General features: G+C 69.2%; 23 protein-coding genes and 2 pseudogenes. 15 read left to right on the forward strand and 10 right to left on the reverse strand.

Annotation, left to right across the window (positions count from 1 at the left end; all coding sequences use genetic code 11):
* Positions 1–5 precede the first annotated feature (5 nt).
* A complete protein-coding gene (locus IE295_RS15700; RefSeq protein WP_190064237.1) occupies positions 6–668 on the reverse strand; it encodes a DUF4232 domain-containing protein in 663 nt (220 codons plus the stop codon).
* A gap of 232 nt (positions 669–900) precedes the next feature.
* Here IE295_RS15700 and IE295_RS15705 point away from each other — a divergent pair.
* The 5 genes and pseudogenes from IE295_RS15705 to IE295_RS15725 form a co-directional block, all read left to right on the forward strand.
* Positions 901–1,030 (forward strand): annotated as a pseudogene (locus IE295_RS15705) (IS5/IS1182 family transposase); the annotation flags it as partial.
* Positions 1,031–1,379: 349 nt separating this feature from the next.
* Positions 1,380–2,261 carry an HpcH/HpaI aldolase/citrate lyase family protein gene (locus IE295_RS15710; RefSeq protein WP_190064238.1) on the forward strand — a complete coding sequence of 294 codons (882 nt, stop codon included), beginning with the start codon at positions 1,380–1,382 and terminating at the stop codon, positions 2,259–2,261.
* Entirely contained in the window at positions 2,258–3,499 is a 1,242-nt protein-coding gene (locus IE295_RS15715) for an 8-amino-7-oxononanoate synthase family protein (protein WP_224323238.1), read from the forward strand. Before IE295_RS15710 ends, IE295_RS15715 begins: the two co-directional genes overlap by 4 nt.
* Positions 3,500–3,519: 20 nt before the next feature.
* Positions 3,520–4,050 (forward strand): MaoC family dehydratase, encoded by a 531-nt coding sequence (locus IE295_RS15720; RefSeq protein WP_190064239.1) that lies wholly within the window; start codon positions 3,520–3,522, stop codon positions 4,048–4,050.
* Between the two features lie 60 nt (positions 4,051–4,110).
* A complete protein-coding gene (locus IE295_RS15725; RefSeq protein WP_190064240.1) occupies positions 4,111–5,331 on the forward strand; it encodes an MFS transporter in 1,221 nt (406 codons plus the stop codon).
* 35 nt (positions 5,332–5,366) lie between these two features.
* Here the strand turns inward: IE295_RS15725 and IE295_RS34405 are convergent, their stop codons facing one another.
* Positions 5,367–5,678 (reverse strand): DUF6372 family protein, encoded by a 312-nt coding sequence (locus IE295_RS34405; protein ID WP_373314156.1) that lies wholly within the window; start codon positions 5,676–5,678, stop codon positions 5,367–5,369.
* Between the two features lie 308 nt (positions 5,679–5,986).
* On the opposite strand from IE295_RS34405, the gene IE295_RS15730 reads away from it, so the two are divergent.
* From IE295_RS15730 to IE295_RS15740, 3 genes and pseudogenes are all read left to right on the forward strand, one after another.
* Positions 5,987–6,562, forward strand: coding sequence for a MarR family winged helix-turn-helix transcriptional regulator (locus tag IE295_RS15730; RefSeq protein WP_190064241.1), 576 nt, complete (start codon positions 5,987–5,989; stop codon positions 6,560–6,562).
* A 22-nt stretch (positions 6,563–6,584) separates the two neighbouring features.
* A complete protein-coding gene (locus tag IE295_RS15735) occupies positions 6,585–6,998 on the forward strand; it encodes a nuclear transport factor 2-like protein (protein ID WP_190064242.1) in 414 nt (137 codons plus the stop codon).
* A gap of 457 nt (positions 6,999–7,455) precedes the next feature.
* Positions 7,456–8,246: pseudogene (locus IE295_RS15740) on the forward strand (IS5 family transposase); the annotation flags it as partial.
* Positions 8,247–8,932: 686 nt separating this feature from the next.
* Here IE295_RS15740 and IE295_RS15745 read toward each other — a convergent pair.
* From IE295_RS15745 to IE295_RS15765, 5 genes are all read right to left on the reverse strand, one after another.
* Positions 8,933–9,079 carry a hypothetical protein gene (locus IE295_RS15745; RefSeq protein ID WP_224323237.1) on the reverse strand — a complete coding sequence of 49 codons (147 nt, stop codon included), beginning with the start codon at positions 9,077–9,079 and terminating at the stop codon, positions 8,933–8,935.
* 593 nt (positions 9,080–9,672) lie between these two features.
* A complete protein-coding gene (locus IE295_RS15750; RefSeq protein WP_190064244.1) occupies positions 9,673–10,743 on the reverse strand; it encodes a pentapeptide repeat-containing protein in 1,071 nt (356 codons plus the stop codon).
* A 926-nt stretch (positions 10,744–11,669) separates the two neighbouring features.
* Complete coding sequence (locus tag IE295_RS15755) at positions 11,670–11,909, reverse strand: hypothetical protein (protein ID WP_190064420.1); 240 nt, start codon at positions 11,907–11,909, stop codon at positions 11,670–11,672.
* A gap of 183 nt (positions 11,910–12,092) precedes the next feature.
* Positions 12,093–13,085 (reverse strand): methyltransferase domain-containing protein, encoded by a 993-nt coding sequence (locus IE295_RS15760; protein ID WP_224323236.1) that lies wholly within the window; start codon positions 13,083–13,085, stop codon positions 12,093–12,095.
* 386 nt (positions 13,086–13,471) lie between these two features.
* The gene (locus IE295_RS15765; RefSeq protein ID WP_190064246.1) at positions 13,472–13,813 is read right to left on the reverse strand and encodes a hypothetical protein; all 342 of its coding nucleotides are present in this window, start codon (positions 13,811–13,813) and stop codon (positions 13,472–13,474) included.
* Between the two features lie 420 nt (positions 13,814–14,233).
* Here IE295_RS15765 and IE295_RS15770 point away from each other — a divergent pair, with 420 nt between their 5' ends.
* Together IE295_RS15770 and IE295_RS15775 are read left to right on the forward strand one after the other, a co-directional pair.
* Positions 14,234–15,751, forward strand: coding sequence for a serine/threonine-protein kinase (locus IE295_RS15770; protein ID WP_190064247.1), 1,518 nt, complete (start codon positions 14,234–14,236; stop codon positions 15,749–15,751).
* A gap of 212 nt (positions 15,752–15,963) precedes the next feature.
* Positions 15,964–16,128, forward strand: coding sequence for a hypothetical protein (locus tag IE295_RS15775; RefSeq protein WP_190064248.1), 165 nt, complete (start codon positions 15,964–15,966; stop codon positions 16,126–16,128).
* A gap of 209 nt (positions 16,129–16,337) precedes the next feature.
* Here the strand turns inward: IE295_RS15775 and IE295_RS15780 are convergent, their stop codons facing one another.
* Complete coding sequence (locus tag IE295_RS15780; RefSeq protein WP_190064249.1) at positions 16,338–16,970, reverse strand: type III effector protein; 633 nt, start codon at positions 16,968–16,970, stop codon at positions 16,338–16,340.
* Between the two features lie 128 nt (positions 16,971–17,098).
* Between IE295_RS15780 and IE295_RS15785 the strand changes: the two genes are divergently transcribed.
* From IE295_RS15785 to IE295_RS15795, 3 genes are all read left to right on the forward strand, one after another.
* Entirely contained in the window at positions 17,099–17,530 is a 432-nt protein-coding gene (locus tag IE295_RS15785; protein ID WP_190064250.1) for an Hsp20/alpha crystallin family protein, read from the forward strand.
* Positions 17,531–17,632: 102 nt separating this feature from the next.
* On the forward strand, positions 17,633–18,028 hold the full coding sequence (locus IE295_RS15790; protein ID WP_190064251.1) for a DUF2267 domain-containing protein: 396 nt from the start codon (positions 17,633–17,635) through the stop codon (positions 18,026–18,028).
* Between the two features lie 58 nt (positions 18,029–18,086).
* A complete protein-coding gene (locus IE295_RS15795) occupies positions 18,087–18,530 on the forward strand; it encodes a DUF2267 domain-containing protein (RefSeq protein WP_190064252.1) in 444 nt (147 codons plus the stop codon).
* Between the two features lie 272 nt (positions 18,531–18,802).
* On the opposite strand, the gene IE295_RS15800 is transcribed toward IE295_RS15795, so the two are convergent.
* Both IE295_RS15800 and IE295_RS15805 read right to left on the reverse strand, forming a co-directional pair.
* Entirely contained in the window at positions 18,803–19,627 is an 825-nt protein-coding gene (locus IE295_RS15800) for an ABC transporter permease (RefSeq protein ID WP_190064253.1), read from the reverse strand.
* Positions 19,624–20,544: an ATP-binding cassette domain-containing protein gene (locus tag IE295_RS15805; protein ID WP_190064254.1), complete on the reverse strand. Its 921-nt coding sequence runs from the start codon at positions 20,542–20,544 to the stop codon at positions 19,624–19,626. Before IE295_RS15805 ends, IE295_RS15800 begins: the two co-directional genes overlap by 4 nt.
* Before the next feature lie 259 nt (positions 20,545–20,803).
* Here IE295_RS15805 and IE295_RS15810 point away from each other — a divergent pair, with 259 nt between their 5' ends.
* Positions 20,804–21,928, forward strand: coding sequence for a sensor histidine kinase (locus IE295_RS15810; RefSeq protein ID WP_190064255.1), 1,125 nt, complete (start codon positions 20,804–20,806; stop codon positions 21,926–21,928).
* Positions 21,925–22,587 carry a response regulator gene (locus IE295_RS15815; RefSeq protein WP_190064256.1) on the forward strand — a complete coding sequence of 221 codons (663 nt, stop codon included), beginning with the start codon at positions 21,925–21,927 and terminating at the stop codon, positions 22,585–22,587. The genes IE295_RS15810 and IE295_RS15815 overlap by 4 nt, the downstream gene beginning before the upstream one ends.
* The last annotated feature ends 2 nt before the right edge of the window (positions 22,588–22,589 follow it).

Genomic DNA, 22,589 nt, shown 5'->3' on the forward strand with positions numbered 1-22,589 from the left:
ACGGCTCAGAAATCGTCGGCGCCGTTGCGCAGCTCGTGCGTCCAGTAGCCGGTCGCCCACTTCGCCGGGTCGACGGCGATGCCACCGCCCGGAGCCTTCACGGCGGCCATGCCGCCGCCTCCCTGGAGCGTGACCGAGAAGGCCGTCACGGGCTCGGTGTTCTCCTCGCGCCCACCGTCCGACACCTTCACCACTGCGTAGGCGGGGGCACCGGCGGTGAGCACGACGGGCGTGGCAGGCTTGCTCTTGGCGACCGGCGGCACGTTCTCCCGGTGGCTTTCGAGGAACTGGATCTCCGGGAAGCCGTTCAGCTTGCAGCTGTGGCCCGAGGTGTTCTTCGCCGTCAGGACGATGTGGGTGTACGGCGGCCCGCCCTGGTAGGCGGCACTGATGGAGACGTTCTTGGCGGTGCAGACGGGCGTGCTCGCGACCGCCTGCCCGGTGGAGGCCTTCGCGGTCCCGGCGCCCCGCGCGGTGCCGCCGTTCTTCCCGCTGGCGGTGCCCTGCGCGGACTGCGCCGACGAGGGCGCTGATGCGGCGGTGTCGGCCGCCGGTCCGGAGGACTTCGTGCCGGAACCGTCCTCGCCGCAGGCGGTGAGGGTCAGAGCGAGCACGGCGGTGGCCGTGGCGGCGAGGACCGTGGTGGTGCGGGTGTGAAACGCGCGCATGGGAATTCCCTTGGGGTTGAGCGTGCGGCAAACGCCTGGTTCTCTCCGGCGAGCCGCGCCTGAACTGAAGGAATTCATGAGTCTGGGGACCGCCGCTAACGTTCTGCTGCCGTGGCGCTGACGTCCCGCTGGCGTCCACCGACCGACCCGTCGAAGAGACACGTCGCGAGACCGCCTCGCCCGGGCACGGTCTCGGGACGGCGGCGAAGAACAGCCATGTTCCCGGAACCCCTCCATCGGCGACTCCGGTGCGGACCTGCACGACAGCCAGGCCCTCATCCCGCCGGTGCAGGGCATACCGCCCATCCGGTCCTGGCGAGGCCCGGCGGAGACGCCGACCCGACCAGCTCCACGGTGACAGGGCGCCAGTCAGGTCTGTCTCTCGAGAAACATCCGCATTTCACGACCGGGCTCAACTCCGCGCCACGGCGCTCCCTTACGCGCTGCATCAGGTGCATGTGGGACGCCTGATATCCCGGAAATACTTTTGGGGCAGGCGATATACATGCACCGGAACAGGGCGGCCCCGCTCCAAAAATAGGCAGCGACAAATCCTCCCTGCGAAGGCTATTGTCGTTTCCGGCACCACCGTCGATTGCCGCACACTGCACCGTCGCACCCCGGAAAGCGGAGGATGAATTCCGGCGATCCGACACGACGCGGCAGCACCGGTGCCTCGACAGCGTCATCAGCCGGGTCGGAGACCTGCTCATGAAGTACACCCGTTATTGCCGTTCCCTGTTGTCCACATCGGCGTCGGACGTGGACCGGTACCCGAAGAGCCACCACTCGGGCGCCGATATGTGTGTCGTAGACCTAGAGGATTCCGTTCCGCACCGGGACAAGGAGGAGGCGCGCAGGCGGGCCGAGTTGTTTTTCACCGGCACCTCGGCCGCGGCCACCCGGTGCGGGATACGTATCAACTCCGTGATAGAGCCGGACGGGCTGCGTGATCTGCTGGCCCTGCGGCACTATGCCGTCAAGCCGGCCGTGGTCGTGATCCCCAAGGCGGAGTCGGCGCGCGACATCGAGATCGTCGAGCGCGTCCTGCATGGATCCTGTCCCGAGACCCAGTTCTTCGCCGTGGTGGAGACGCCACGGGGACTGGAGAACGCCGGCCGGATCGCTGCCGCGTCGCCTCGGCTGCGCGCACTGGTCTTCGGCGCTGCCGACTACTCCTTCGACGTAGGGGCCCGGCTCGCCTGGGACCCTCTGCTCCATGCCCGCGCCCGGCTGGTCAACAGCGCCCGGGCCGCGGGCATCGACGTGGTGGACGCCCCCTTCTTCGCGTTCGCCGACGCCGCCGGACTGAAATACGAGGCAGCGCTCTCCCGGGACCTCGGGTTCAGCGGGAAGATCGCTGTGCACCCTCGTCAAGTGCCCGCCATCAACGAAGCGTTCTCGCCCGATGCCGAACTGCTGGAGAAGGCCCGCAGGGTCGTCGCGGCGGGCCGGGCGAGCGGCGACGGCATCGCCGTCGTGGACGGCGCGATGGTGGGGACCCCGTTCTTCGAGGCGGCCCGACGGCTGGTCGAAGAATTCGGCACGACCGAACCATCCGTCTTTCCTTCGGTAAGCGGGAGTCAGCAGTGAGCATCGAAACGCACGAAATCCAGAACTGGCAAGGGCCTCGGCAGTACCGCAACAGCGAGAAACTGCTGGCCTCCTCCGACCCCTATTGGCAGGCCGCCGCGGACCACGGTCTGATCGATATCCACGTCGAAGCCGAATCGAACAACCGGCTGTTCGTCCGCGAATCCGGTCATGAATTCATCAACATGTGCTCGTGCTCCTACCTGGGTCTGAACTACCACCCCAAGGTGGTACAGGGAGCGATCGACGCACTGGAGGAGGCCCGCAGTCTGGGCCTCTCGCTGGCCAACACGCGCATCCGGCACGACCTGCTGTTCCGCCTGGAGGAAGAACTCGGCGAACTGTTCGGCGCGTTCATCCTGCCCGGCGTCACCTGCAGCGTGCTCACCGCCGGCATCCTGCCGCTCCTGGCCTCCGGCCATCTGGCCCCGGGCGGCCCGCGGGTGATGGTCTTCGACCGGATGTGCCACTTCTCCATGGCGTACGTGAAGCCGATCTGCGCGGACGAGACGCTGGTGCTGACCAGCCCGCACAACGACCTCGACTACCTCGAGGACGTCTGCCGCAGGTATCCGAACGTCGCCTACGTCGCGGACGGCGCGTACTCCATGGGCGGCGCGGCCGCCCTGGACGGGCTGCGGGAACTCCAGGAGCGCTACGGGCTCTTCCTCTACCTGGACGACTCCCACGGGCTGTCCATCTTCGGCGAGCACGGCGAGGGCTACGTCCGTTCCCATCTCGGCGTCAATCCCCTGACCATCATCGTGGCGACCCTGAGCAAGGGGTTCGGCTGCGGCAGCGGGGCGGTGGCGATGCTGGGCGACCGGCGGGCCCAGAGCCTGCTCATGCGCCATGCGGGGCCGGTCGGCTGGTCGTCGAACATGGAGATCCCCATCGTCGGCGCGGCCCTCGCCTCCGCCGCGCTGCACCGCTCTCCCGAGCTCGGCGAGCTGCAGCGCCGCCACCAGGGCAACATCGACTACTTCGACGAGCTGTTCCCCACCGCGCACGCGGGCAACGGCCTGCCCGTACGCCGGATCGACGTCGGGGACGCCGACCGCGCGGTGAAGCTCTCGGCCGAACTGTACCGGCGCGGCTACTACAGCTCCGCGGTGTTCTTCCCCATCGTCCCGCGCGGTGAGGCCGGCCTGCGGATCATGCTCCGGGCAGACCTCGGCCGGGAACAGATCGCCGCCTTCGTGGAGGACGTCAAGGACGTCACCGGCGCGGACCACTGAGACAGGGAAAGAAGGCGGGCATGGACGAACCGGCGATCACCGGCTACCGGCGGGTGGGGGAGCAGCGGTACCGGGAGCAGGTCGGCTTCCATTTCGAGGACTTCACCGTCGGCGACGTCTTCGAGCACCGGCCGGGCCGCACGGTCACCGAGATGGACAACGTCCTGATGAGCATGCTCAGCATGAACGCCGCGCCGCTGCACATCGACGCGGCGTACTGCGCCCATACCCAGTGGGGCCGTCCGCTGGTCTCCAGCCTGGTGACGCTGAGCATCGTGGGCGGCATGGCGGCGCGCAGCACGAGCGGCCGCGCCATCGCGAACCTGGGGTGGGAGCACATCCGGCTGCCCGCCCCGGTCTTCACCGGCGACACGCTCTACGCGGAGAGCGAGATCCTCTCCAGGCGCCTCTCCCGGAGCCGCCCCGGAGAGGGCATCGTGGGCTGTCGTACGACCGGGAGCAAGTCGACCGGAGAAGTGGTGCTGACCTTCGAGCGGAGCTTCCTCGTGCCGACACGGGCCAAGGACATCGGCGACCTGACAGGCTACTGACGGGCAACTCATCAACCACGGACGGGCCACCGGCCGGCTAGTGACGGGCTGCGGACACCCATGGACAACCCCTACGGCAAGATCCTCTCCGTCCCCGGGGCACCCGGCTTCGTGGCGGCAGGGTTCGTGGCGCGGCTGGCGCACCTGATGACGGTGCTGGGCACCGTGTTCCTCGTCTCCTCGGACACGGGCTCGTACGGTCTGGCCGGCCTGGTGTCGGCCGCGTACGCGCTCACGTACTCGGTGGCCAGCCCCCTGCTCAGCCGCCGCGTGGACCGGCAGCGGCAGAGCAGGGTGCTCGCCGTCACCACGCTCGCCAACGCGGTGAGCCGGGCGGGGTTCCTCGCCGCCGTCCAGTGGGGTGGCCCGGCGTGGAGCCTGGTGCTGCTCTCCGCGCTCTCGGGCGGCACCATGCCGGCGATCGGTTCGCTGATCCGCGCGCGCTGGAGTCACTTGCTGCACGGCTCGCCGTTGCTGCACGCCGCCCTGGCGTTCGAGTCGGTGGTGGACGAGGTGATCCTCGTCGTCGGCCCCATCGCGGTGGCCGTGCTGGTCACGGGTGTCGCCCCCATGGCGGGGCTGGTACTGGCCCTGGTCTGCACCGTTGCCGGCCAGACGGCGCTGGCCCTTCAGCCGGGCACCGAGCCGCCGGTCGCCGACGCGGGCCGGCACGGGCGCGGCACCGCGCTGACGGCGCCCGGTCTCCCCCTGCTGATGGTCACGTTCATCGCCGTGGGTACGGCCGGGAGCATCATCGACCTGGGTGTCGTGGCGTTCACGGAGGAGCACGGTGCGAAGGCGGCGAGCGGTTGGGTCCTGGGGCTGCTCGCGCTGGGCAGTGCCGTGGCCGGTCTCTGGTACGGCGCCCGCCCGTGGTCGTCACCGCCGGAGCGTCGGCTGGCCGCCACGCTGCCGCTGTTCGCGGGCGGCACTCTGGTGTTCGCCGTTGCGCCCGGAGTCGCTTTCCTGTTCCCCGCGGCGGTCCTGCTGGGGCTGACCATGGCCCCGGCGCTGATCGCCGGGTTCTCGGCGGTCGAGCGCCATGTGCCCCGGCACCGGCTCACCGAGGGCATGGCCCTGGTGACCACCTCGATGGGCATCGGCATCTCCATCGGCTCCGCGACGGCGGGCAAGGTGGTGGACCTGTGGGGCACGAGGGCAGCCCTGGGGTGGGCCGGCTGCTGGGCTGCGGCGGCGGCACTCGCCGGTCTGATGACGGCCCGGCGACTGCGGCGGGCCACGCCGGCCGCCGGAGAGCGTGAGCACGCCCGGACCGGGTGAGAAGTTCTTCGGCTCCGTGGATCAGGCCCTCAAGGTCAAAGCTGCGGAGGCGAACACCGAGTCCCCCGGTCTGGGCGGCGATCGAAGCGAGGATGGAGGAAGCCGGGCTGCGATTGCATCCCGACAAGACCAAGCTCGTCCACCGCAAGGACACCCGACGGCGGGGCTCGGCTGAGCACACGTCGTTTGAGCAGCCCGGGCTCGCCAGCGGCCGTACAACCGCCGGCGACAGCTGGGCCAGGGGATTCGAGGTGGTAGGGGCCACACAGGCACCGGCACCCGCCGGTCTCATGCTGCTCCCACCGGAACAGCGCGGCCAGGTGCAGCACGAGCAGGGGATCACTCACCGGCCGACTCCCGCGGCAGGGCAGAGCGGCAGCGCCTGTGAAGTGGGGGTGTTGGGGTCAGTACCTGTCCCTGAGCCGCGCATGACAGGAGTGGCTGCGTAGGTGAGACGGAGAGCGGCTGTACGTCGATGGGGAGAGCAGCTGCCGAGTCCGGGGCCGAGGAAATGTCGGCCAGAACCAAGAGCAGTGCGCAGAGCCGACGCGGCAACATCGCCTGCTTCGTCCCCGCGAGGGCGGGATCTTCGGGCATCGCGCGGCGGCGGTCTCTGGCGATGCGGCCACTGATCAAAGTAGAGTGTGGCTTCATTATGAAGCACGTACATAAACCTGGCCTGGCCCGCGACCCTGATGGCTTCCTCTACGACCCTGGCGTCCGGGACTCCATGCAGGCGTTCGCGGCGGGGGACGACACCCTGGCACTGGAGACGGCCGCAGCCGTCCGGTCGGCCTCACAGGCGGTCGACCGGCTGCGTTCGCACGGTGCGGGGGGACGGGGGCTCAGCGCGGGGGCGCTCGACGTCCTCGCACGACTGAGTACGGCCACGGACCAGGGCCTGAGCATCGGCGAACTGGCCCGCGCGGCAGGGGTGAGTTCCCGCAACGTCACCGGCCTGGTCGACACGCTCGAGCGTGACGGGCTGGCGCAGCGGGTCCAGGACCAGCACGACCGCAGGTCGGTACGAGCCACGATCACACCAGCCGGCCTCGACTGGCTGGACAACTTCCGGCAGCCGACGCAGCGCGCCATGTCCGCCGTCTTCCAGAACTTCACCGAAGACGAACTCGCCCGGTTCCGCGACCTGTGCCTGCGCATGGTCGAGAACCAGCAACGCATTGAGCAGTACCTGAACGCACCCCGGCGCGACGAGCCGCCGACTTCCTGAACCGACACCGACGGAGCATCGCATGACCACCGACTCAGCCAACACGGCCGCCCGACGCGCCGTCAGGGCCTACCACGAGGCCCGTTTCCGGGGAGACGTCACCACGGCCGCTGCCCAGATCGGCGAAGGCTTCAGCTTCCGCAGCCCGTTCATCACCTCCGACAGTCCGACCGGCCACCTCGACGGCCTGGACGGGCTTCTGGGCATCGTCACCGGCGTAGAGCTGATCAGCGAGCTGTACGGCAAGACCGAGGCCACCCTGCTCTACGACGTCCACACCATCCCGGCCGTCGGCATCACCCAGCACACGGCCGAGCACTTCCAGCTCCACGACGGCCGGATTACCTCCATCACGCTCATCTTCGACTCCGCCCCCTGGCAGGCCATCATGTCCGCGGCTGGCCCGACCCGCGACGAGGCAGTCCCCATGGCGTGACCGGCTTGCTTCGTCCTGCCCGACTACGTCGTGGTCACGTGGGCGGTCTGCCCTGTCCATCCGCGCCCGGCCCGGGGCCGGATCCACCTGTGCCCACGCCGCTCGGGGATGATGGCGCCGGGGCGGAGGCCAGCCAGGGCGCTGCCGCAGCCCAACAGGCTCTCGAGGAGGCCGCCCGCCTCGACTCCCGCCTGAATACCCTGCTGGGCTGCCGCCCGCTTGTACCGCACCGTCGCGGTGGAGGAGCGTCTGGGAAGCGGATCTCGCGACAAAGCACCCGGCTACGGTCGCCGCTCGAGACTTTCGAGACCGTGGGCAAGCACTCCCGACCTGGACCGCCGAATCAGCCCTCCCGCGCCGTCCTAGGCCGTGTCTGATGGGTCGGTGACGTGCTGATGGGTGCGTCGTTCGTGGTGATGCGGGGCGGGGTGATCTCAGCGACGCGGAGTGGGCGCGGTTGCAGCCGTACGTGCCGAGGAACGCTGGCCGGGGCGGGCGGTGGCAGTGTTATCGGAGGGTGATCAACGGCGTCTTGTTCCAGTTGCGCACCAGGATTCCGTGGCGCGATCTGCCGCCACGGTTCGGAAAGTGGCAGACGGTGTACGACCGTCACCGCCGATGGTCGGCGGACGGCACATGGGAGACGAGGGGTGTATCGACTGATCGCTGGTCAGCGCGGACTCCACTGTCTGTCGCGCCCATCAACATGCCGTCGGAGCCCGCAAGCGTGCTCCCCATGTCCCTGGGGAGCGGACTTGTCCGACACGGCACCGGGATGATGAGGCGCTGGGCCGATCGCGAGGCGGCTTCACCTGCAAGATTCATCTGGCGTTCGAGGGCGGACGGCGTCCGCTCGCGTTCGTCATCACCCCCGGGCAGTGGGGTGACGCCCCGCAGCTGATCGAGGTACTGGACCGCATCGGCGTCGCCCGAATGGGTGGTGGGCATCCCCGTACCCGTCCAGATGACCTGTGTGCCGACTGGCCTACAGTTCCCGCCGGATCCGTCGCTATCTGCGCCGTCGGCAGATCAAGCACACCATCCCCGAGCCGGCCAACTAGCGGTCCAACCGCCAACGCCGGGGCAGCGCGGGCAGCCGGCCCACAGGCTTCGACAAAGAGATCTACCGTCGCCGCAATGAAGCGGAGCGAACCATGAACGCGATCAAAGGCTTCCGGGCGGTGGCCACTCGCTACGAGAAGCGCGCCTATGTTTCACGGCAGTGTGCTGGTGGCCGCGATCCGGCTGCAACGGCCGGCAGGCCCCTCGGGCGTGGGTGGGTCCAGCGTGCGTGCCGTGCCGAGGAACCTGCTGAGTCGCACGGTGTGGCAGCCAGGCTCGATGCCAGTGGAGCCGTGTCATTGATCCAGAATGGTCTCTGAAATCACAACCAGAGTGAGTTTCCGCCAAATTGTTTTGACGGGCTTTCCGTCTTGACTCTGGTCGACCGGTTCCTTGATTGCCGGTTATGGGTTATCGGTCTATGGAAACATCAGAGACAGGGAGTCGAATGATGACAGGCGAGAGATCAAGCAGACGATCCGGAAGAGCCTGGGCTCGCCGTGCGATCCGTGGCTTTCTGGCTGTGAGTCTTGTCGCGCCCGCAATGCTCGCGGCCTCGGACACTGCCCTGGCTGCTCCCGCCGGCGAGCGTGCGGTGTCTGGCCGCTTCTACACCGACGGCGTGAGCATCCGCAACGCGCCGAGGTCCGGCTCGACCATCCGAGGGCTCGGGTACCGCAGCCACAGCGTTACTGTGCACTGTGGGACCCCTGGCCCCCTGGAGACGTACTGGTGGCGTATCACCAACAACACGACTGGTGTGCGCGGCTACATCGAACAGGGAGACGGCGGTCCTTCGAGGAATCCCGGGAGGTGCTAGCGTCGCCGCTCCATGATGGCCCGTCGAATTCTCTTGCGGGTCGTTTCGGAGTTCAGCCAGCTGAAGCCGTCGGCACCTGGCTCAGCTCCGCCTGAATCAGACACTTCGCCTGCGTCAGGGCCAGAGACGGCAGGACCTGGGCACTGTGCGGATCCTTGTCCGAGTCGTAATACGTCATGATGGCGATGACGGTGCCCACGCGTACGGTCATTCTGATGCTTGGTCCGGCGTAGGCAGCCCGCGGCTCGGCGTAGGCCACGCTCTTCTTCACCGACCCTTGGCATGGAGATCTCGGAGGCCCCGCCCGCCACGGATTCCCTTCTCTCCTCGAAGGCAGTACCCGCTACCTCCCGGGCGGGACACGCAGCCAGGATCCAGCCCACACCGCCTGAGTTGCCAGGGGCCCTGTACTGCACGGTGCCCAGGATCCAATGCAACCTGCAGCCCTTAGGGCCACCACCATCCGGGCACCGCTCTTTCCGGGGTACCTCCCGGGCTCTCAGTTGCACATGTCCTGACGTCCAGCCCACCAGCATGCTCTGCAGATCCGGAAGAGCCTTTCTCAGGGCCTCGGCGTCGAGCACTGTGCCGGTACCGCTCGCGCGGCCTGCGTCCCGCGTGTTGTTTTCGGCGGGATGAATGAGAGCCAGTGGGACGGCGAGTTCGGGAGCCATTTGTGATCTTGTGAATACGGGTCGGGTATCCCCGCCCAGAGAGCTGATGAACATCAAGCGCTTCCCTCCATCGAGTGACCACAGCTCTGGACAGGGAAAGCGCGGCTCCCTGGCACTGTCAGGGCAGGTCGGAGATGTTGGTGCCGGGTGGTAGCAGGAGCCCTTCGGGCGCTGTATGCAGGCCGAAGCGTGGGGGATGGGTGAACGTCGCGGTACGGGAGAAATCGACGGTGCCGCCGGTGAAGCGGGCGGGCGGGACTGTGACGTGGAGCCTCTGGAGGCGGTGCTCGCCGAAGTCCATGACGGTGCCGGTGAAGGTGGAGCCGGCGAAGTCGATGAGACCGTCGGAGAACTCCGCGTCCTCGAAGCGGATCTCTCCGTCACTGAAGGCGGCATCCCGGAAGTTCACACGGGCGCCGGTGAAGCGGGCGCTGTCAAAGGTGACCCAGCCGCCACTGAAGACGGCCCGGTCGAAGCGTACGGAGCCGCTGCGGAACTCGGCGAGGCGGAAGTAGATGCAACTCCCGCTGGCGAATTCGACCTCATCGAAGACCACCTGGTCTCGATCGTGGCCGACGAAGAGCGCGTTGAGGAAGATTATGTCGCCGCCGGTGAAGCGGGCGCCGCGGAAGTACGCCTCGTCGAGCACGGCGCCGGTGAAGTCGAGATCGTACCCCTGCCAGGATTCGGGTGAGTCGTCTCGCAGATGGGCGGCGATGAGCCGGAGGACGGTCTTGCGTATCTCACGTTCGCGTTGCCAGGCGACGAAGGCCGGCTCGTCGGCTGGAGGATCAGGCGCATGGGGCATCCTCAGGTAGCCGCATAGCACGTCGATACAGGTCTGACGCTCCTGGCGCCACTCGTCGGCGAGTCGGGCCATGGCAAATGCACCTGCCATCCGAGCCGCTGGTTGATCGGCGCCGAGCTGATCGGCTGCGGCCCCGAACCGGTCGGTGAAGGCCCTGCCGCGCTCACGCTCCTCAGTCACTTCATTGAGGTGCTGGCGCCGGTAGCCGACGACCAGAGCCACCACGCCGCCGGCTCCGGCGACGATCGCCAGTGCGATCTTGATGCCGTCGTAAATATCTCCGGGCTTGAGTGGTCCGGCCACGTGCAGCCGAGGTGTACCCAGAAGCAGCCAGAGCACTGCCGCGACGATGCCGACGGTGAAGGCGGACAGCAACAGCACAACAGCAACGTGCAGGCTCAACGACCAACGCATCACGCTTCGAGGATCTGGACCTGAACGCTCGCCCCTGGCCGCCACACCGTCAGCCTAGGAGCGGCATCAAGATCAAGGAATGGCGTCGGAAAGAATTGCCGCCGGAGCGACACCAGTCCGCCCAATCGTCCCCGAGTCCTGCGAACAGCCGCTCCGCTCCGACGGCCGTCCAGCTCAACGTGTGTGACGACCAGAAGCCGGCTGGAACGACCTCTGGGCGGGAGGATTCAGCGTCGAGGAGTGGCTCTCCATCTCGTCGCTCTGGTGGCTCCGAATCATCCTGCCGAAAACACGCGCGTCACTCACAGCACTGGCCCCCTCGCGGGAAACCGCCTCACCGCCACTGCATCCGGTCGCTGACAACGTCAACCCCGCTGCCAGCATCCACATGCGGAGTATGGCCCAGGCCAAAGGCGCCGCACGAGACCCCCTTTCCAGCACCCGTCTCGTGCATATGCAGCCGAGCATAGAAGGCCCGGGTATCCGCGAAACGATCACCCCAGCTCAGGTAGGCGATCAATGGTTGCCCGCTCCACCGCAGGTCAGCCGCAAGACTGCCCCGCCCCTGCGGCAATGACCTCCACGCACGCGTCGGAGTGCAGCAGGCCAGGCAGCGGCTCACCGCGCCCCGCCCGCCGCTGGGATCACCGCATGGCAACAGGGCAGAGAGCCGTTTCCCTTGACTGGCTCCTCTGCTCGGTCTCAGCCACAGACCCAGCTTCGGCCTACCGAGGGTGGGTGGGTACTCCTGGGGATGCGCGTTGGGGCTGACGGTGATGTCGTCCGGCCAGACCGTGAGCTGAAATCCCTGATCCGCAGCGCGGATCACGTGGTGCACGTTGCCGGCTCCACCCCGTCCCAGCAGGAAGAGCTGGTCGTCGCGGTGCACCAGATCAGCCCGCAACCAGGCGCCGAACCCGTCTCAGTTGGTGAATCCCCACGCACCTCCAGCAGCCCACCAGCGCCGGCGCCAGCGTCCGGTCCGCCTTGTGCGCGGCCCTGGCCACCGACGCGTACAGCCGCCGCTCCGCCACCGTGCAGGCCTCCGACACCTGCCGGGCCAGCACCGAGATACTCGACAGCAGCACCCGGTTCTTGTGCAGCCACGTCACCGCGGGGTTGAACAGCGCCACCGGCCCTTCGGTGTGCCTCCACTCCCGCCCGTATGAACCCTGGCATCAGTTCGTCGGCGCGTTCATCGCGTCACGGTGTTGAGGCGAATGTGCCCAGTGCGGGATGAGCTGGGGTGCCGTGGGCGCACGGGAAGAGGCCTCGACCATCCGTATGTGGTGGGTGGCCGGGGCCTCGCGTTGCTCTTACAGCTTTACGCGCCAGTCTCCTCGAGCGAGGAAGGTGGTTCCGTCCTGCCTGATGAAGACGCGGGTGCCGCGCACGGGTAGCTCGCCGCGGCTGAGCCAGTCCAGGCGGATGTCGTCGAGGAGGTCCCAGAGGCGGCGGGGGCCGCCCTGGTGGACTTCGGGGTTCTTCTTTCCGCGGCCGACGGCGCGGGCCCATGAGCCGTCCGCGTGTGCCATGAGCGCGATGCGCTGCGCCCCCTTCTCGGTGAATTCGTGCTCGATACCCGGGGCGGTCACTTCCAGCATTGACGCGAGGTCCCATGCGTCGGTGACGTGGACGACGGGGTACCGGCCGATGGTGATCTCCTCGCCGTCTTGTTCGCGCGCGGTGGCGAGCAGGCTTGCGAGCTGGGGCGGGTAGTCGGCGCCGTGGCGGGTGCGCATGAAGCCGGCCCGGTCCCAGGAGATGCGGCCGGCGGCGCGGCCGGACTCGTCCTTGGTCGCGGTGATGATGAGCGAGGTGCCGGCGATCGTGGCCACGAGCCGGCCGCCGGGCCGCAGTGCAGCGATCCAGCTTTCGGGGACCGGCCGCACGCCGACAGTGGCGATCAGGGCGTCGCCGCCGCCTGGTAGCTCGCCGGTGGCGTCGGCGGCGAGGATCGTCGGGTTGAGGCCGATCTCGTGGAGGCGGGTGCGCGCTGCCTCGACGAGGTAGGGGTCGACGTCGATGCTGGTGATCTGCTTGTCGCTGAGCCGGTGGGCGAGCATGCAGTCGGCGACGCCGGGCCCGGTCCCGATGTGCAGCACGTTGTCGGCGTCGCCGATCTTGGCGTGCTGGAACATCTGGATATTGAGGCTCGGCAGGGTCGAGGACGACGTCGGCAGCCCGCGCGGCCGGTCGTCCTCGGTGGCGAGGTCCGCGTGCAGTGCGCCCACACTGGTGACGAGCGTGGTGTCGCTGTACGCGGCGTCGAGCCATCGTGACGCGTCGGACGGCCCGTCCCGGAGCACCCATCCGCCGGCCCCGTCCCGCTCCCACCACCGCGGAACGAGGGTGTGCCGCGGCGTGCGGTGTCGACGGGCACCTGCTGTTTTCCCTCCAACGACAAAAGCCCCCCCAGTACCGGCATGAGGTCGGCACCAGGGGCGCATGTGCGTGTCGGTGGGCAATCGTCTGCCGAGCAGCGCGGCCGCGAGGCCTGCGCGGACCGATGGCCCCAGGTGTGCGCGGCCGAGATGGGCGCCAGCACAGGTGGGATCGAGCAGCCGCCCGGAACGCCCTGCATCCGCACCAGCTTCCGGATAAGCCCTCCTCCGGCCCCGGCGGCTTCAGCTGACTTTTCAGATGCGCGCGGGCACTGACATCGGCCGGGGCGCTCCCCGGAGACGGCGAGGGGTTACTGGTGGCGTAGCGTGTGCAGTTCACAAATGTCGGGGTCTGTGGTGAATCGGTAGATGCGGGGCTTCTCCCTGCTGCCGGTGACGCCGAAGCTGAATTTCCGGTCCGGCTGCTCGAAGTCCCGGTTCCAGACCTGTTTGCCGCCTGTGAAGGACAGCGTGATGTCGTCGTCCATCCCGATGACCTTGTCTTCCGGTGTGAGCTTCCAGGTGCCGGAGCCGCCGCCGGTGTGCTTCGGGTCGTCCGGATAGTTGAACTCGGGCCAGTCACTCGCGCTGAACGTTCCATCAGCGCGGAGGGTGACCGTCCCGAACGGGTCAGCCTTGTAGGTGCCGACCATGTCCTGGCTGGTGAGCCCGCCCGGCCGCCTGCCCTCGTCGCCGCACGCAAAGTAGCGGGCGCACCCGGTGCTCGTGATCGATGTGGCTACTACCAGCGCGCATATCGTCCCCACCGCATGCCAACGCATCCCGGCCCCCTCGAATCGTGCCAAAAGCTGTACAGGTCAAGCATCCCAGAGCCGAGTTTCTGCACGTCACCAGGGGTGCCTCACACACCTCCCCCCCCGGACTGGAGCCAGTACTGCGTTCCAAACCCCGGCCAACGCTGCGGTCCACAGAACGCACCGATTCGGCCTGTCACCATCGGACACGGCTCGGTGATCCAGGGGCCCGCAAGGCCGCCCGCCGGCCAAAGGGTGCCACCGAAGTTGAGGTGGGAGAGGCGCTTGGTTAGGGTGCGGGCCGGGGGTGTGGAGATCATGGAAAACAGCAGGTCGGCCGGAGTCTTCCAGGATCTGGAGGACGACGCTCCGTCGGTGGTCGGGGACTACCGGCTCGTCGCGCGGCTCGGTTCCGGCGGTATGGGCAAGGTCTACCTCTCCTACACCCCGGCCGGCCGCCCTGTGGCGATCAAGGTGATCCGGCCGGAATTCGCCGAGGACCCGGAGTTCCGGCGGCGGTTCGCCGACGAGGTGGCGGCTGCCCGACGCGTCCAGGGGCTGTGCACGGCGCCGGTACTCGACAGCGACACCGACGGCCCGCGGCCGTGGCTGGCCACGGCATACGTGCCCGGCCCCACTCTGTCCTCCGCGGTCGCCGCCCACGGACCGCTCCCGGTGCCGACCGTGCTGCTGCTCGTCGCCGGTATCGCTGAGGCGCTGCAGGCGATCCACGGCGCTGGCCTGGTGCACCGCGACCTGAAGCCGTCGAACGTGCTGCTCGCCCCCGACGGCCCGCGCGTCATCGACTTCGGCATCGCGCGGGCCGCCGACGCCACGGCGCTGACCGCGACCGGGGTGGCTGTGGGGACGCCGTCCTTCATGGCGCCCGAACAGGCATCCGGTACCGAGGTCACCGCGGCGACGGATGTCTTCGCCCTCGGCCAGGTGGCCGTCTTCGCCGCGACAGCCGCGCCCGCCTACGGGGACGGACCCTCCCATGCCGTGCTCTACCGCATCGTCCACCAGGAACCGAACCTGTCCGCAGTGCCTGCGGAGCTGCAGGACCTCGTAGCCCGGTGCCTGGCCAAGGACCCGGGGCAGCGCCCGGCGCTGTCCACGGTCATCGAGCTGTGCCGCGCCGCGGGCGACGACACCCAGCTGCGGCGCGGCGAGGGCTGGTTGCCGGCCGGGGTCGCGGCGGGCATCGCGCAGCGGCCACCGGCTCCCGGCCCGGCGCCCACGGCCCCGCTCACCGTGGTCGTGCCGCCGTCCCCGCCCGCCCCACCGCCCTCGTACATCCCGAAGCCGTCCTCGCACGCTCCGAAGCCGCCACGGAAACGCACCACGCGTACCGTCCTGTTCACGGCCCTGGGCGCACTCGCCGTGACCGCCAGCGCCGTGGCGGGATACACCCTGACGAACAGCGACAGCACGGCTCCCGACGACATGACGCGGGTAAAGTCGCGGGTGGATTACCAGAAGATGACCCTGCCCGCCGGCAGCCACTTCGAGCTGGCCGACACGTCGCTCACGCCGCGTCAGGGCTACGCGGATGACATCTTCCTGCACTGTGCGGAGTCCGGGGGCTGCTACCTCGGCGCTGACAGGTCCCAGCTCATCCGGCTGGGCAGAGGCGAGAAGGGGTCACGCGAAACCTGCCGTAAGAAGGCCGGCTTCACCTCTTCCATCGACACGGACAAACTCAGCAAAGGATCGCAGATCTGCGTGCGTAACCAGCAGGGCTGGGCCGGTCTGCTCACCATCAAGAGCATGTCACTCATCGACATCCGCGACGCCTCCGTCGACTTCCACGTGGAAGCATGGATCGACGACTGAGACCGGCCGACCCGTAGCCGCTCGCAGAGCACAGCGGCGCCCGGTTGGAGCCCGGCGCGGCCAGCACAGCGGTGCATCCGGTCCGGCACATCGGCCACAGGGTGCAGTGTGTGTTGCTGTGGCGGCTGACCGGATCGTGGCACTGGAGGAAGCCTCCCGAATACCCGGTGGCCACGGCGGCCTGACGGCACCCAGGATCAAGATCGGCCGGCTTGACAACCCATTGGGAATCAATCCAGCAGCATTACCGGCGGGACCCCTACAGCCCCCACGGGCTCGGCATCCAGCCCGAGGCGTACGACCCGAAGCTGGACGTGGACTTCACCCCGCTGCGCGAGCCGGACCCGGCCGCGGCCGGCTTCGGTCAGGCCGCCTGAAAGGCCGGGGCCGGTCCGCAGCCTGGCACGAACCGGCACCTCGACATCTTGGCCACTCGCTGCGTTCCACCCTTCGCCCAGGCCCTGCCCGGTGAGGGGGCGGGCCAGGTGGGCTCGCAGGCCGGCCGCGTCGGTCTCCAGGTCTCCGCTCGTTCACCCACCTGGGGGCGGGGGCTGACCGGGCTGTTGTTGCGGTGCGCCGGGCGGGGTCAGGGGGGTGTGAGGGTGTCGAGCCGGGCGGCGAGGTCGGGGTGGGCGGTGGTCAGGTGGGGGCGGGCGGCGGCCAGGGGGGCGATGAGGTCGGCGGGGTCGTCGTGGGCGAGGGCCGCGTGGAGCTCGCTGAGCGGGCGGCGGGCGGCGGGGGGAAGGTCGGTGAGTGCGGTGATCTGGCCGGCGAGCCGGCGTAGATCTGCGGCGTTGCGGCGGGCCCAGGTGGCGGTGGTGCGGTCGGCGGCCCGGGCCTGGCGGGTGGCCTGGACGCGCTGTTCGCCGGTGGTCCCGGCGGGGCCGGGGCGGCCGCGCAGGTAGCGGCGCTCGGCGGCCTGGCGGCTGGCGACGCCGAGGGGGTGGGCGAGGTCGGCCCAGCTGGCGCCCGCGTCGCGGGCCGTTTCGATCAGACCGGTCTCCCACCCGGCGAGCTGCTCGCGGACCTGCCGCAGCAGCAACAGGGAGGCCAGCGCCTGCTCCGGTCCGGGACCGGGGGTATCGGGGATGTCCCTGGACTCTTGCCGGGCGACGCGTAGGGCGTCGTCTATGGCGTCAAGGGCCGCCGCGGCGGCGAGGAACGACGCCGGGCTGTGGGCGTCGGTGCTGGGCGGGGTCGGCTGGTCGGCCGGTTTCACGGGCACCTCCCTCGGATTGTCATCAGGCAGACGACATCATGTTTGTCATCCATTGGATGACATGTTACAACGGTGTCAGTGAGGCGCATTGGCAGTAACTGCCTGAACCTGCTGGAGGTGTTTTCACGATGTTGATGCGCACCGACCCCTTCCGTGAGCTGGACCGGCTGGCGCAGCAGCTGATGGGCCCGGGTACCTGGTCGCGGCCGTCGGCGATGCCGATGGACGCCTACCGCGAGGGCGACGAGTACGTGGTGGCCTTCGACCTCCCCGGCGTCAGCGCCGAGGCGATCGACATCGACGTCGAGCGGAACATGCTGACGGTCAAGGCCGAGCGGCGGCCGGTGGCGAAGGCCGACGACGTGCAGATGGAGCTGTCCGAGCGGCCGCTGGGCGTCTTCTCCCGCCAGATCGTGCTCGCCGACACCCTCGACACCGAGCACATCCAGGCCGACTACGACGCGGGCGTGCTCACGCTGCGCATCCCGATCGCCGAGCGCGCCAAGCCCCGCAAGATCTCCATCGGCGTCGGGACCGGCCACAAGGAGATCTCCGGCTGACACCGGCCGGACAGGTGCGGAGGACGGGCACCTGATCTCCCCCCTCACCCCGCCCTCCGCACCCCTGTGGGCAGTCCGAAGAAGTAAGGGGTGGCGGTTGAGATGACTCTGCGACGCGAAGCGTTCCTCGACCACGTGAAGGAACGCGGCGAGTACGGCACCGTGGAGGAAGCCGAGCGCGCGGCCCGCGTGGTGCTCGCCCTGCTTGACGCGCACCTGGTCGGCGAAGTCCGCGCCCAGCTGGCAGCCCGCCTGCCGGAGGGCTTCGCCCTGATCCTGCTCAACCCGCTGCAGAGCGCCGAACCGCTGTCCCCGGAGCGGTTCGTGCGGGCGACCGCAGCCTGGATCGAGGGCGCCACCGAGCAGACCGCGGCCTGGGACGTCAGTGCCGTCCTGTCCACGGTCGCCGACACCGCCGGCGACGACCTGCTGGGGCAGATCCTGCTCCAGCTCCCCGCCGGCTACGACCTCCTCTTCGGCCGCCCCCAGCCCACCTGACACCGGTGCCGCACACCGGCACCGCTCCACCCTGGCTTCACGAAAGGCATGCACCGCAGTGATCACCGACGTGCGCGTACCGTCTGAGCACCAGCAGCCGTACGGGACGGCGTACGAGCAGATGCTGGAGAAGGTCCGCTACGAAGGCGCCTACCCCACCCGTGAGAGAGCCGAGGAAGCCGTCCGCCTGGTCCTTTCGGGGCTGGGACGCCAGCTGACCGGCGACGAACGCGTCGACCTGGCCGCCTGCCTGCCCCTGGAGGCCGCACGCGTCCTGACCGCGCAGATCCCCGACACCCAGCCGCTGACCGGATGGGCCTTCGTCAAGGACCTCGCCGCCCGCTCCGGCGCCTCCCTGGCCACCACCCGGTGGGACACCGGCTCCGTCTTCTCCGCCGTCGCCGCCCACGCCGGCCCCGACCTCATCACCCGCATCCTCCACCAGCTCCCCACCGGCTACGCGCTGCTGTTCGGCCGCGCCGAACTCACCCCGGCCGCGTAAACGGGCACCCGGCACCCGGGGCCGCAACAGGGACCCGCCCAGACCCCCTCCGGCCGGGCTCGTAAACGCGGAAGCCCCCGATCCGCGTGATCGGGGACTTCCGCCCTGTCGCTCAACTGCCGACCAACCGTTGTGTAGCTGTGGGTGACGACCGTCGCGGGCGGTGATTCTCATAAAGGTCATTTATGAGAGACCGCCATCAAGGGTGCGACGAGCTACCGGGGCCTTGCCCCGGAGCGTGCCTCCAGGGGCTGCGCGTCCTGGAGGCACGCTCACACGTCGCGGCGCCTCACGACGAGAACGGCGAGTGCGACCGTGATCAGTGGCCAGAGCGCGTACACGATCCAGGATCCGGGGACCGTGGCGGTGTAGCCCAGGGATCCGGGATCCGGCTCCCAGGTTTGGACCAGGCGATTCCAGGCGGCCGACACCAGCGCGTGTTTGATGTCCGCCGACCACCGGTTGCTCTCCGAGAACATGGTGGGCAGCATCAGCAGGGTGAAGATGCTGGTGACCATGGTCCCGGCGGCATGCCGGAGCAGAACACCGAGGCCCAGACCGACCAGAGCACAGACCGGAGCCAGCAACACGGATGCCACCAGCGCCCGGAACACCCCGGGGTGGGTGATCGGAACCCCGGCATGGTGCCCGTCCAGGATGGCCTGGGAGACCAGGAAGGAACCTGTGGAGGCGGCCGTGCCGACCACGGTCCACAGCGCGGCGGTGACGGCCGCCTTGGCCAGCACCACCGAGCCGCGGGCCGGGACGGCCACGGTGGTGGTGCGGATCAGACCGCTGCTGTACTCGCTCACGACGGTGAGGGCGCCCATGCTGCTGGCGACGAGCATCAGCGTCCAGTAGCCGGCCGGCGGGTAGGCGTCGTAGGGCAGGAAATCAGCGGGGCCGGAGCGCGCGGCCTTGTCCGCCAGCGTGGCCACGGCGGCGGACCCGACGACGAACAGGACAGTGAGTGCGATCGTCCACGGGGTGGAGCGCAGGGACCGCATCTTGATCCACTCGGCGGCGAGCAGGTCGCGGAAGCGGACGGGCGGCCCGGTGACGGCGGTGGCCGGGGAGACGGAGGCGAGTGTGGTCATCGGGGCTGTCCTGCCTGGTATTCGACGCTGTCGGCGGTGAGTTCCATGAAGGCCGCCTCCAGTGAGGCGGTGCGGGTGGTCAGCTCGTCCACTCGGATACGGTTCTCGAAGGCGAGTGCTCCGATCCGGTCCGCCGGGAGCCCGGTCACGGCGAGCTTCTCGGCGCCCGCCGAGCCCTCCGGCTCGACGGAGGCGCCCGCCGCGGTCAGCACTGCTGCCAGCTCGGCGGCCTGCGGTGTGCCCACCACGACGCTGCGACGGGTGCCGCGGGCCGCGAAGTCACCTACCGACTCGGCGGCGATGAGGCGGCCCCGGCCTATGACGACCAGCTGGTCGGCGGTGTTCTCCATTTCCGACATCAGGTGGCTGGAGAGGAAGACCGTGCGGCCCTCGGCGGCCAGGCGCCGGAAGAGTCGGCGTACCCAGAGCACGCCCTCCGGGTCCATGCCGTTGATCGGCTCGTCGAACATGAGCACGGGCGGGTCGCCGAGGAGGGCGGTGGCGATCCCCATTCGCTGCTTCATACCGAGGGAGAATCCGCCGATGCGGCGGTTCGCCGCCTCGGCCAGCCCCACTTCCTGAAGCACCGCGTCCACCCGGCGTCGTGGGATGCCGTTGCTGCGGGCCAGGGCGGACAGGTGGGCGGCGGCGCTGCGTCCGCCGTGGACCTGGCCGGCGTCGAGGAGGGCGCCGACGTGCCGCAGTCCCCGCGGGTGGTGGCGGAAAGGGACGCCGCTGACGGTGGCGGTGCCGGTGGTGGGAGCATCCAGGCCGAGGATCATCCGCAGGGTGGTGGACTTGCCGGCTCCGTTGGGGCCGAGGAATCCGGTGACCTCGCCCGGCCGCACGGTGAAGGACAGATGGTCGACAGCCGTCTTGCTGCCGTAACGCTTGGTGAGTTCGTTGACTTCGATCACGGCACCCACAGTGCCGAGAGGAGCCCTGTCCGGACATGGGGCCGTGGGCGGCAATCGCGCGACCGGGTTAGCCCGTGGGCGTACGTCCCCGGGCCGATGCCACGCCGGCGGTGTCCGGTTAGTCTCGCGGCGTGCACCCCATAACGATCACTCCGTTGCCTGCGCGCTTTGCGCACCGAGGTCCTGTTCCCGAGAGGGCACACCGCCGATGACGAGAACCAAGGCGCTGGCCTGGGCCGGGGGTGCCTCCTACCTGCTCATGGTGGGTCTGCTGGTGGGGGGCGCGACGCGGGCGTCGGGCACGGTCCACGCTGTCGGGTCGCTGCTGGCCGTGAGCCTGCTCATCGGCGTGGTGCGACGCAAGCCGCAGCTGGCTCTGGCCATGGCACTCCTCGGATCCACGGCCGTGGTGGTGGGCACTCCGGACTCCGTCCATGAGGGCCTGGCACCGTCGTATCAGGGACAGTTCCTTTCGTATCTGGCGGCGGACCTCGTCCTGGGCTTCGTCGTCGCCACCTGCGCACGGCCGGCTTCGATCGTCGCCGTGGCCGTGTCCTTCGCCGTGCAACTCCTGGTGATCGGCGTCTTCGCGCACGGGGACAACCTGACCGTCAACGTCGTGATCGCCCTCTTGGCGATGGCCGCATCCTGCACGGTCGGTCTGCTGAGTCGCGAGCGCCGCGAGCACGCGGTGGCGCTGCATTCGCAGGAGGTGGCCGAGGCCGTGACGGCCGAACGGCTGCGGATCGCACGGGAACTGCACGACATGGTCGCGCACAGCATCGGCATCATCGCCATCCAGGCCGGTGTGGGCAGCCGGGTCATCCAGACCCAGCCGGCGGAGGCGCGAAAAGCCCTGCGCGCCATCGAGGCCACCAGCAGAGAGACCCTGTCGGGCCTTCGGCGTACTCTGGTGTCGCTCCGTCAGGCCGACCTGGGCGCGACCGCATCGGAGCAGTCGCCGCTCGCACCTTCGCCGGGGCTGGCGGACGTCGAACGGCTGGCGGCAGCGACCGCGGATGCGGGGGTACGCGTCGACGTGCGCCGCAGCGGGGAGCAACGTCCTCTGCCGGCCGACATCGACCTGTCCGCTTATCGGATCGTGCAGGAGGCGCTGACCAACGTGGTCCGCCACGCGGGCACCGGGCGCTGCCGGGTGGCCATCGACTACGGGAACGAGGAACTGTCCGTGGAGGTCATCGACGACGGACGCGGCGCTACCGGGAACCGCTCGGCCCACGGCTTCGGCATCATCGGGATGCGGGAGCGGGCCGGCCTGCTGCACGGCCACCTCAGCGCCGGGCCGCGCCCCGAAGGCGGCTTCCGCGTGGCGGCCCGGCTGCCGCTGCCCGCACCCATCGGAGTTTCGGTGGAAGCCCGATGACAGTTCGGGTGGTGCTCGCCGATGATCAGCCGCTGGTGCGGTCCGGTCTGCGCGTACTCATGGCCGATCACCCCGACCTGGAGGTCGTCGGTGAGGCCTGCACCGGTGCTGAGGCGGTCCAACTGGTCGGGGATGTCAGTCCCGATGTCGTGGTGATGGACATCCGGATGCCCGGCATGGACGGGATCGAGGCCACCCGCCGGATCACAGCCGGTCCGACAACCACACGCGTCCTCGTCCTGACCACATTTGACGAGGACGACTACGTCTACGGCGCGCTCCGGGCCGGCGCGAGCGGCTTCATGGTCAAGGACATGGCGCTGGACGACATCCTCGCGGCGGTCCGCGTGGTCGCCGCCGGCGACGCACTGATCGCGCCGGGTGTGACGCGCCGTCTGATCGCCGACTTCATCGGGCGCCCCGCGGCAGCCCCGGAGCGCTCCCCACGACCGGTCGAGGGCATCACCGAGCGGGAACGGGAAGTACTGACCCTGGTCGGACGCGGCCGGTCGAACACCGAGATCGCGGAGGACCTCTTCATCACGGTGGCCACCGCCAAGTCGCACGTGTCACGGCTGCTCACCAAACTGGGCGCCCGGGACCGGGTCCAGCTCGTCATCACCGCCTATGAAATGGGGCTCGTCACGCTGCCTCGCTGATG

The sequence above is a fragment of the Streptomyces griseocarneus genome (assembly GCF_014655595.1).
GTDB classification, from domain to species: domain Bacteria; phylum Actinomycetota; class Actinomycetes; order Streptomycetales; family Streptomycetaceae; genus Streptomyces; species Streptomyces griseocarneus.

What these genes read in the sequence shown, in the direction of transcription:
- IE295_RS15770 (WP_190064247.1), top strand. Translation starts at nt 14,234, where the DNA reads ATGGAAAACAGCAGGTCGGCCGGAGTCTTCCAGGATCTGGAGGACGAC.
- IE295_RS15810 (WP_190064255.1), top strand. Translation starts at nt 20,804, where the DNA reads ATGGTGGGTCTGCTGGTGGGGGGCGCGACGCGGGCGTCGGGCACGGTC.
- IE295_RS15735 (WP_190064242.1), top strand. Translation starts at nt 6,585, where the DNA reads ATGACCACCGACTCAGCCAACACGGCCGCCCGACGCGCCGTCAGGGCC.
- IE295_RS15700 (WP_190064237.1), bottom strand. Translation starts at nt 668, where the DNA reads ATGCGCGCGTTTCACACCCGCACCACCACGGTCCTCGCCGCCACGGCC.
- IE295_RS15765 (WP_190064246.1), bottom strand. Translation starts at nt 13,813, where the DNA reads ATGGTCGGCACCTACAAGGCTGACCCGTTCGGGACGGTCACCCTCCGC.
- IE295_RS15790 (WP_190064251.1), top strand. Translation starts at nt 17,633, where the DNA reads ATGACTCTGCGACGCGAAGCGTTCCTCGACCACGTGAAGGAACGCGGC.
- IE295_RS15730 (WP_190064241.1), top strand. Translation starts at nt 5,987, where the DNA reads ATGAAGCACGTACATAAACCTGGCCTGGCCCGCGACCCTGATGGCTTC.
- IE295_RS15785 (WP_190064250.1), top strand. Translation starts at nt 17,099, where the DNA reads ATGTTGATGCGCACCGACCCCTTCCGTGAGCTGGACCGGCTGGCGCAG.
- IE295_RS15720 (WP_190064239.1), top strand. Translation starts at nt 3,520, where the DNA reads ATGGACGAACCGGCGATCACCGGCTACCGGCGGGTGGGGGAGCAGCGG.
- IE295_RS15710 (WP_190064238.1), top strand. Translation starts at nt 1,380, where the DNA reads ATGAAGTACACCCGTTATTGCCGTTCCCTGTTGTCCACATCGGCGTCG.
- IE295_RS15725 (WP_190064240.1), top strand. Translation starts at nt 4,111, where the DNA reads ATGGACAACCCCTACGGCAAGATCCTCTCCGTCCCCGGGGCACCCGGC.
- IE295_RS15815 (WP_190064256.1), top strand. Translation starts at nt 21,925, where the DNA reads ATGACAGTTCGGGTGGTGCTCGCCGATGATCAGCCGCTGGTGCGGTCC.
- IE295_RS15800 (WP_190064253.1), bottom strand. Translation starts at nt 19,627, where the DNA reads ATGACCACACTCGCCTCCGTCTCCCCGGCCACCGCCGTCACCGGGCCG.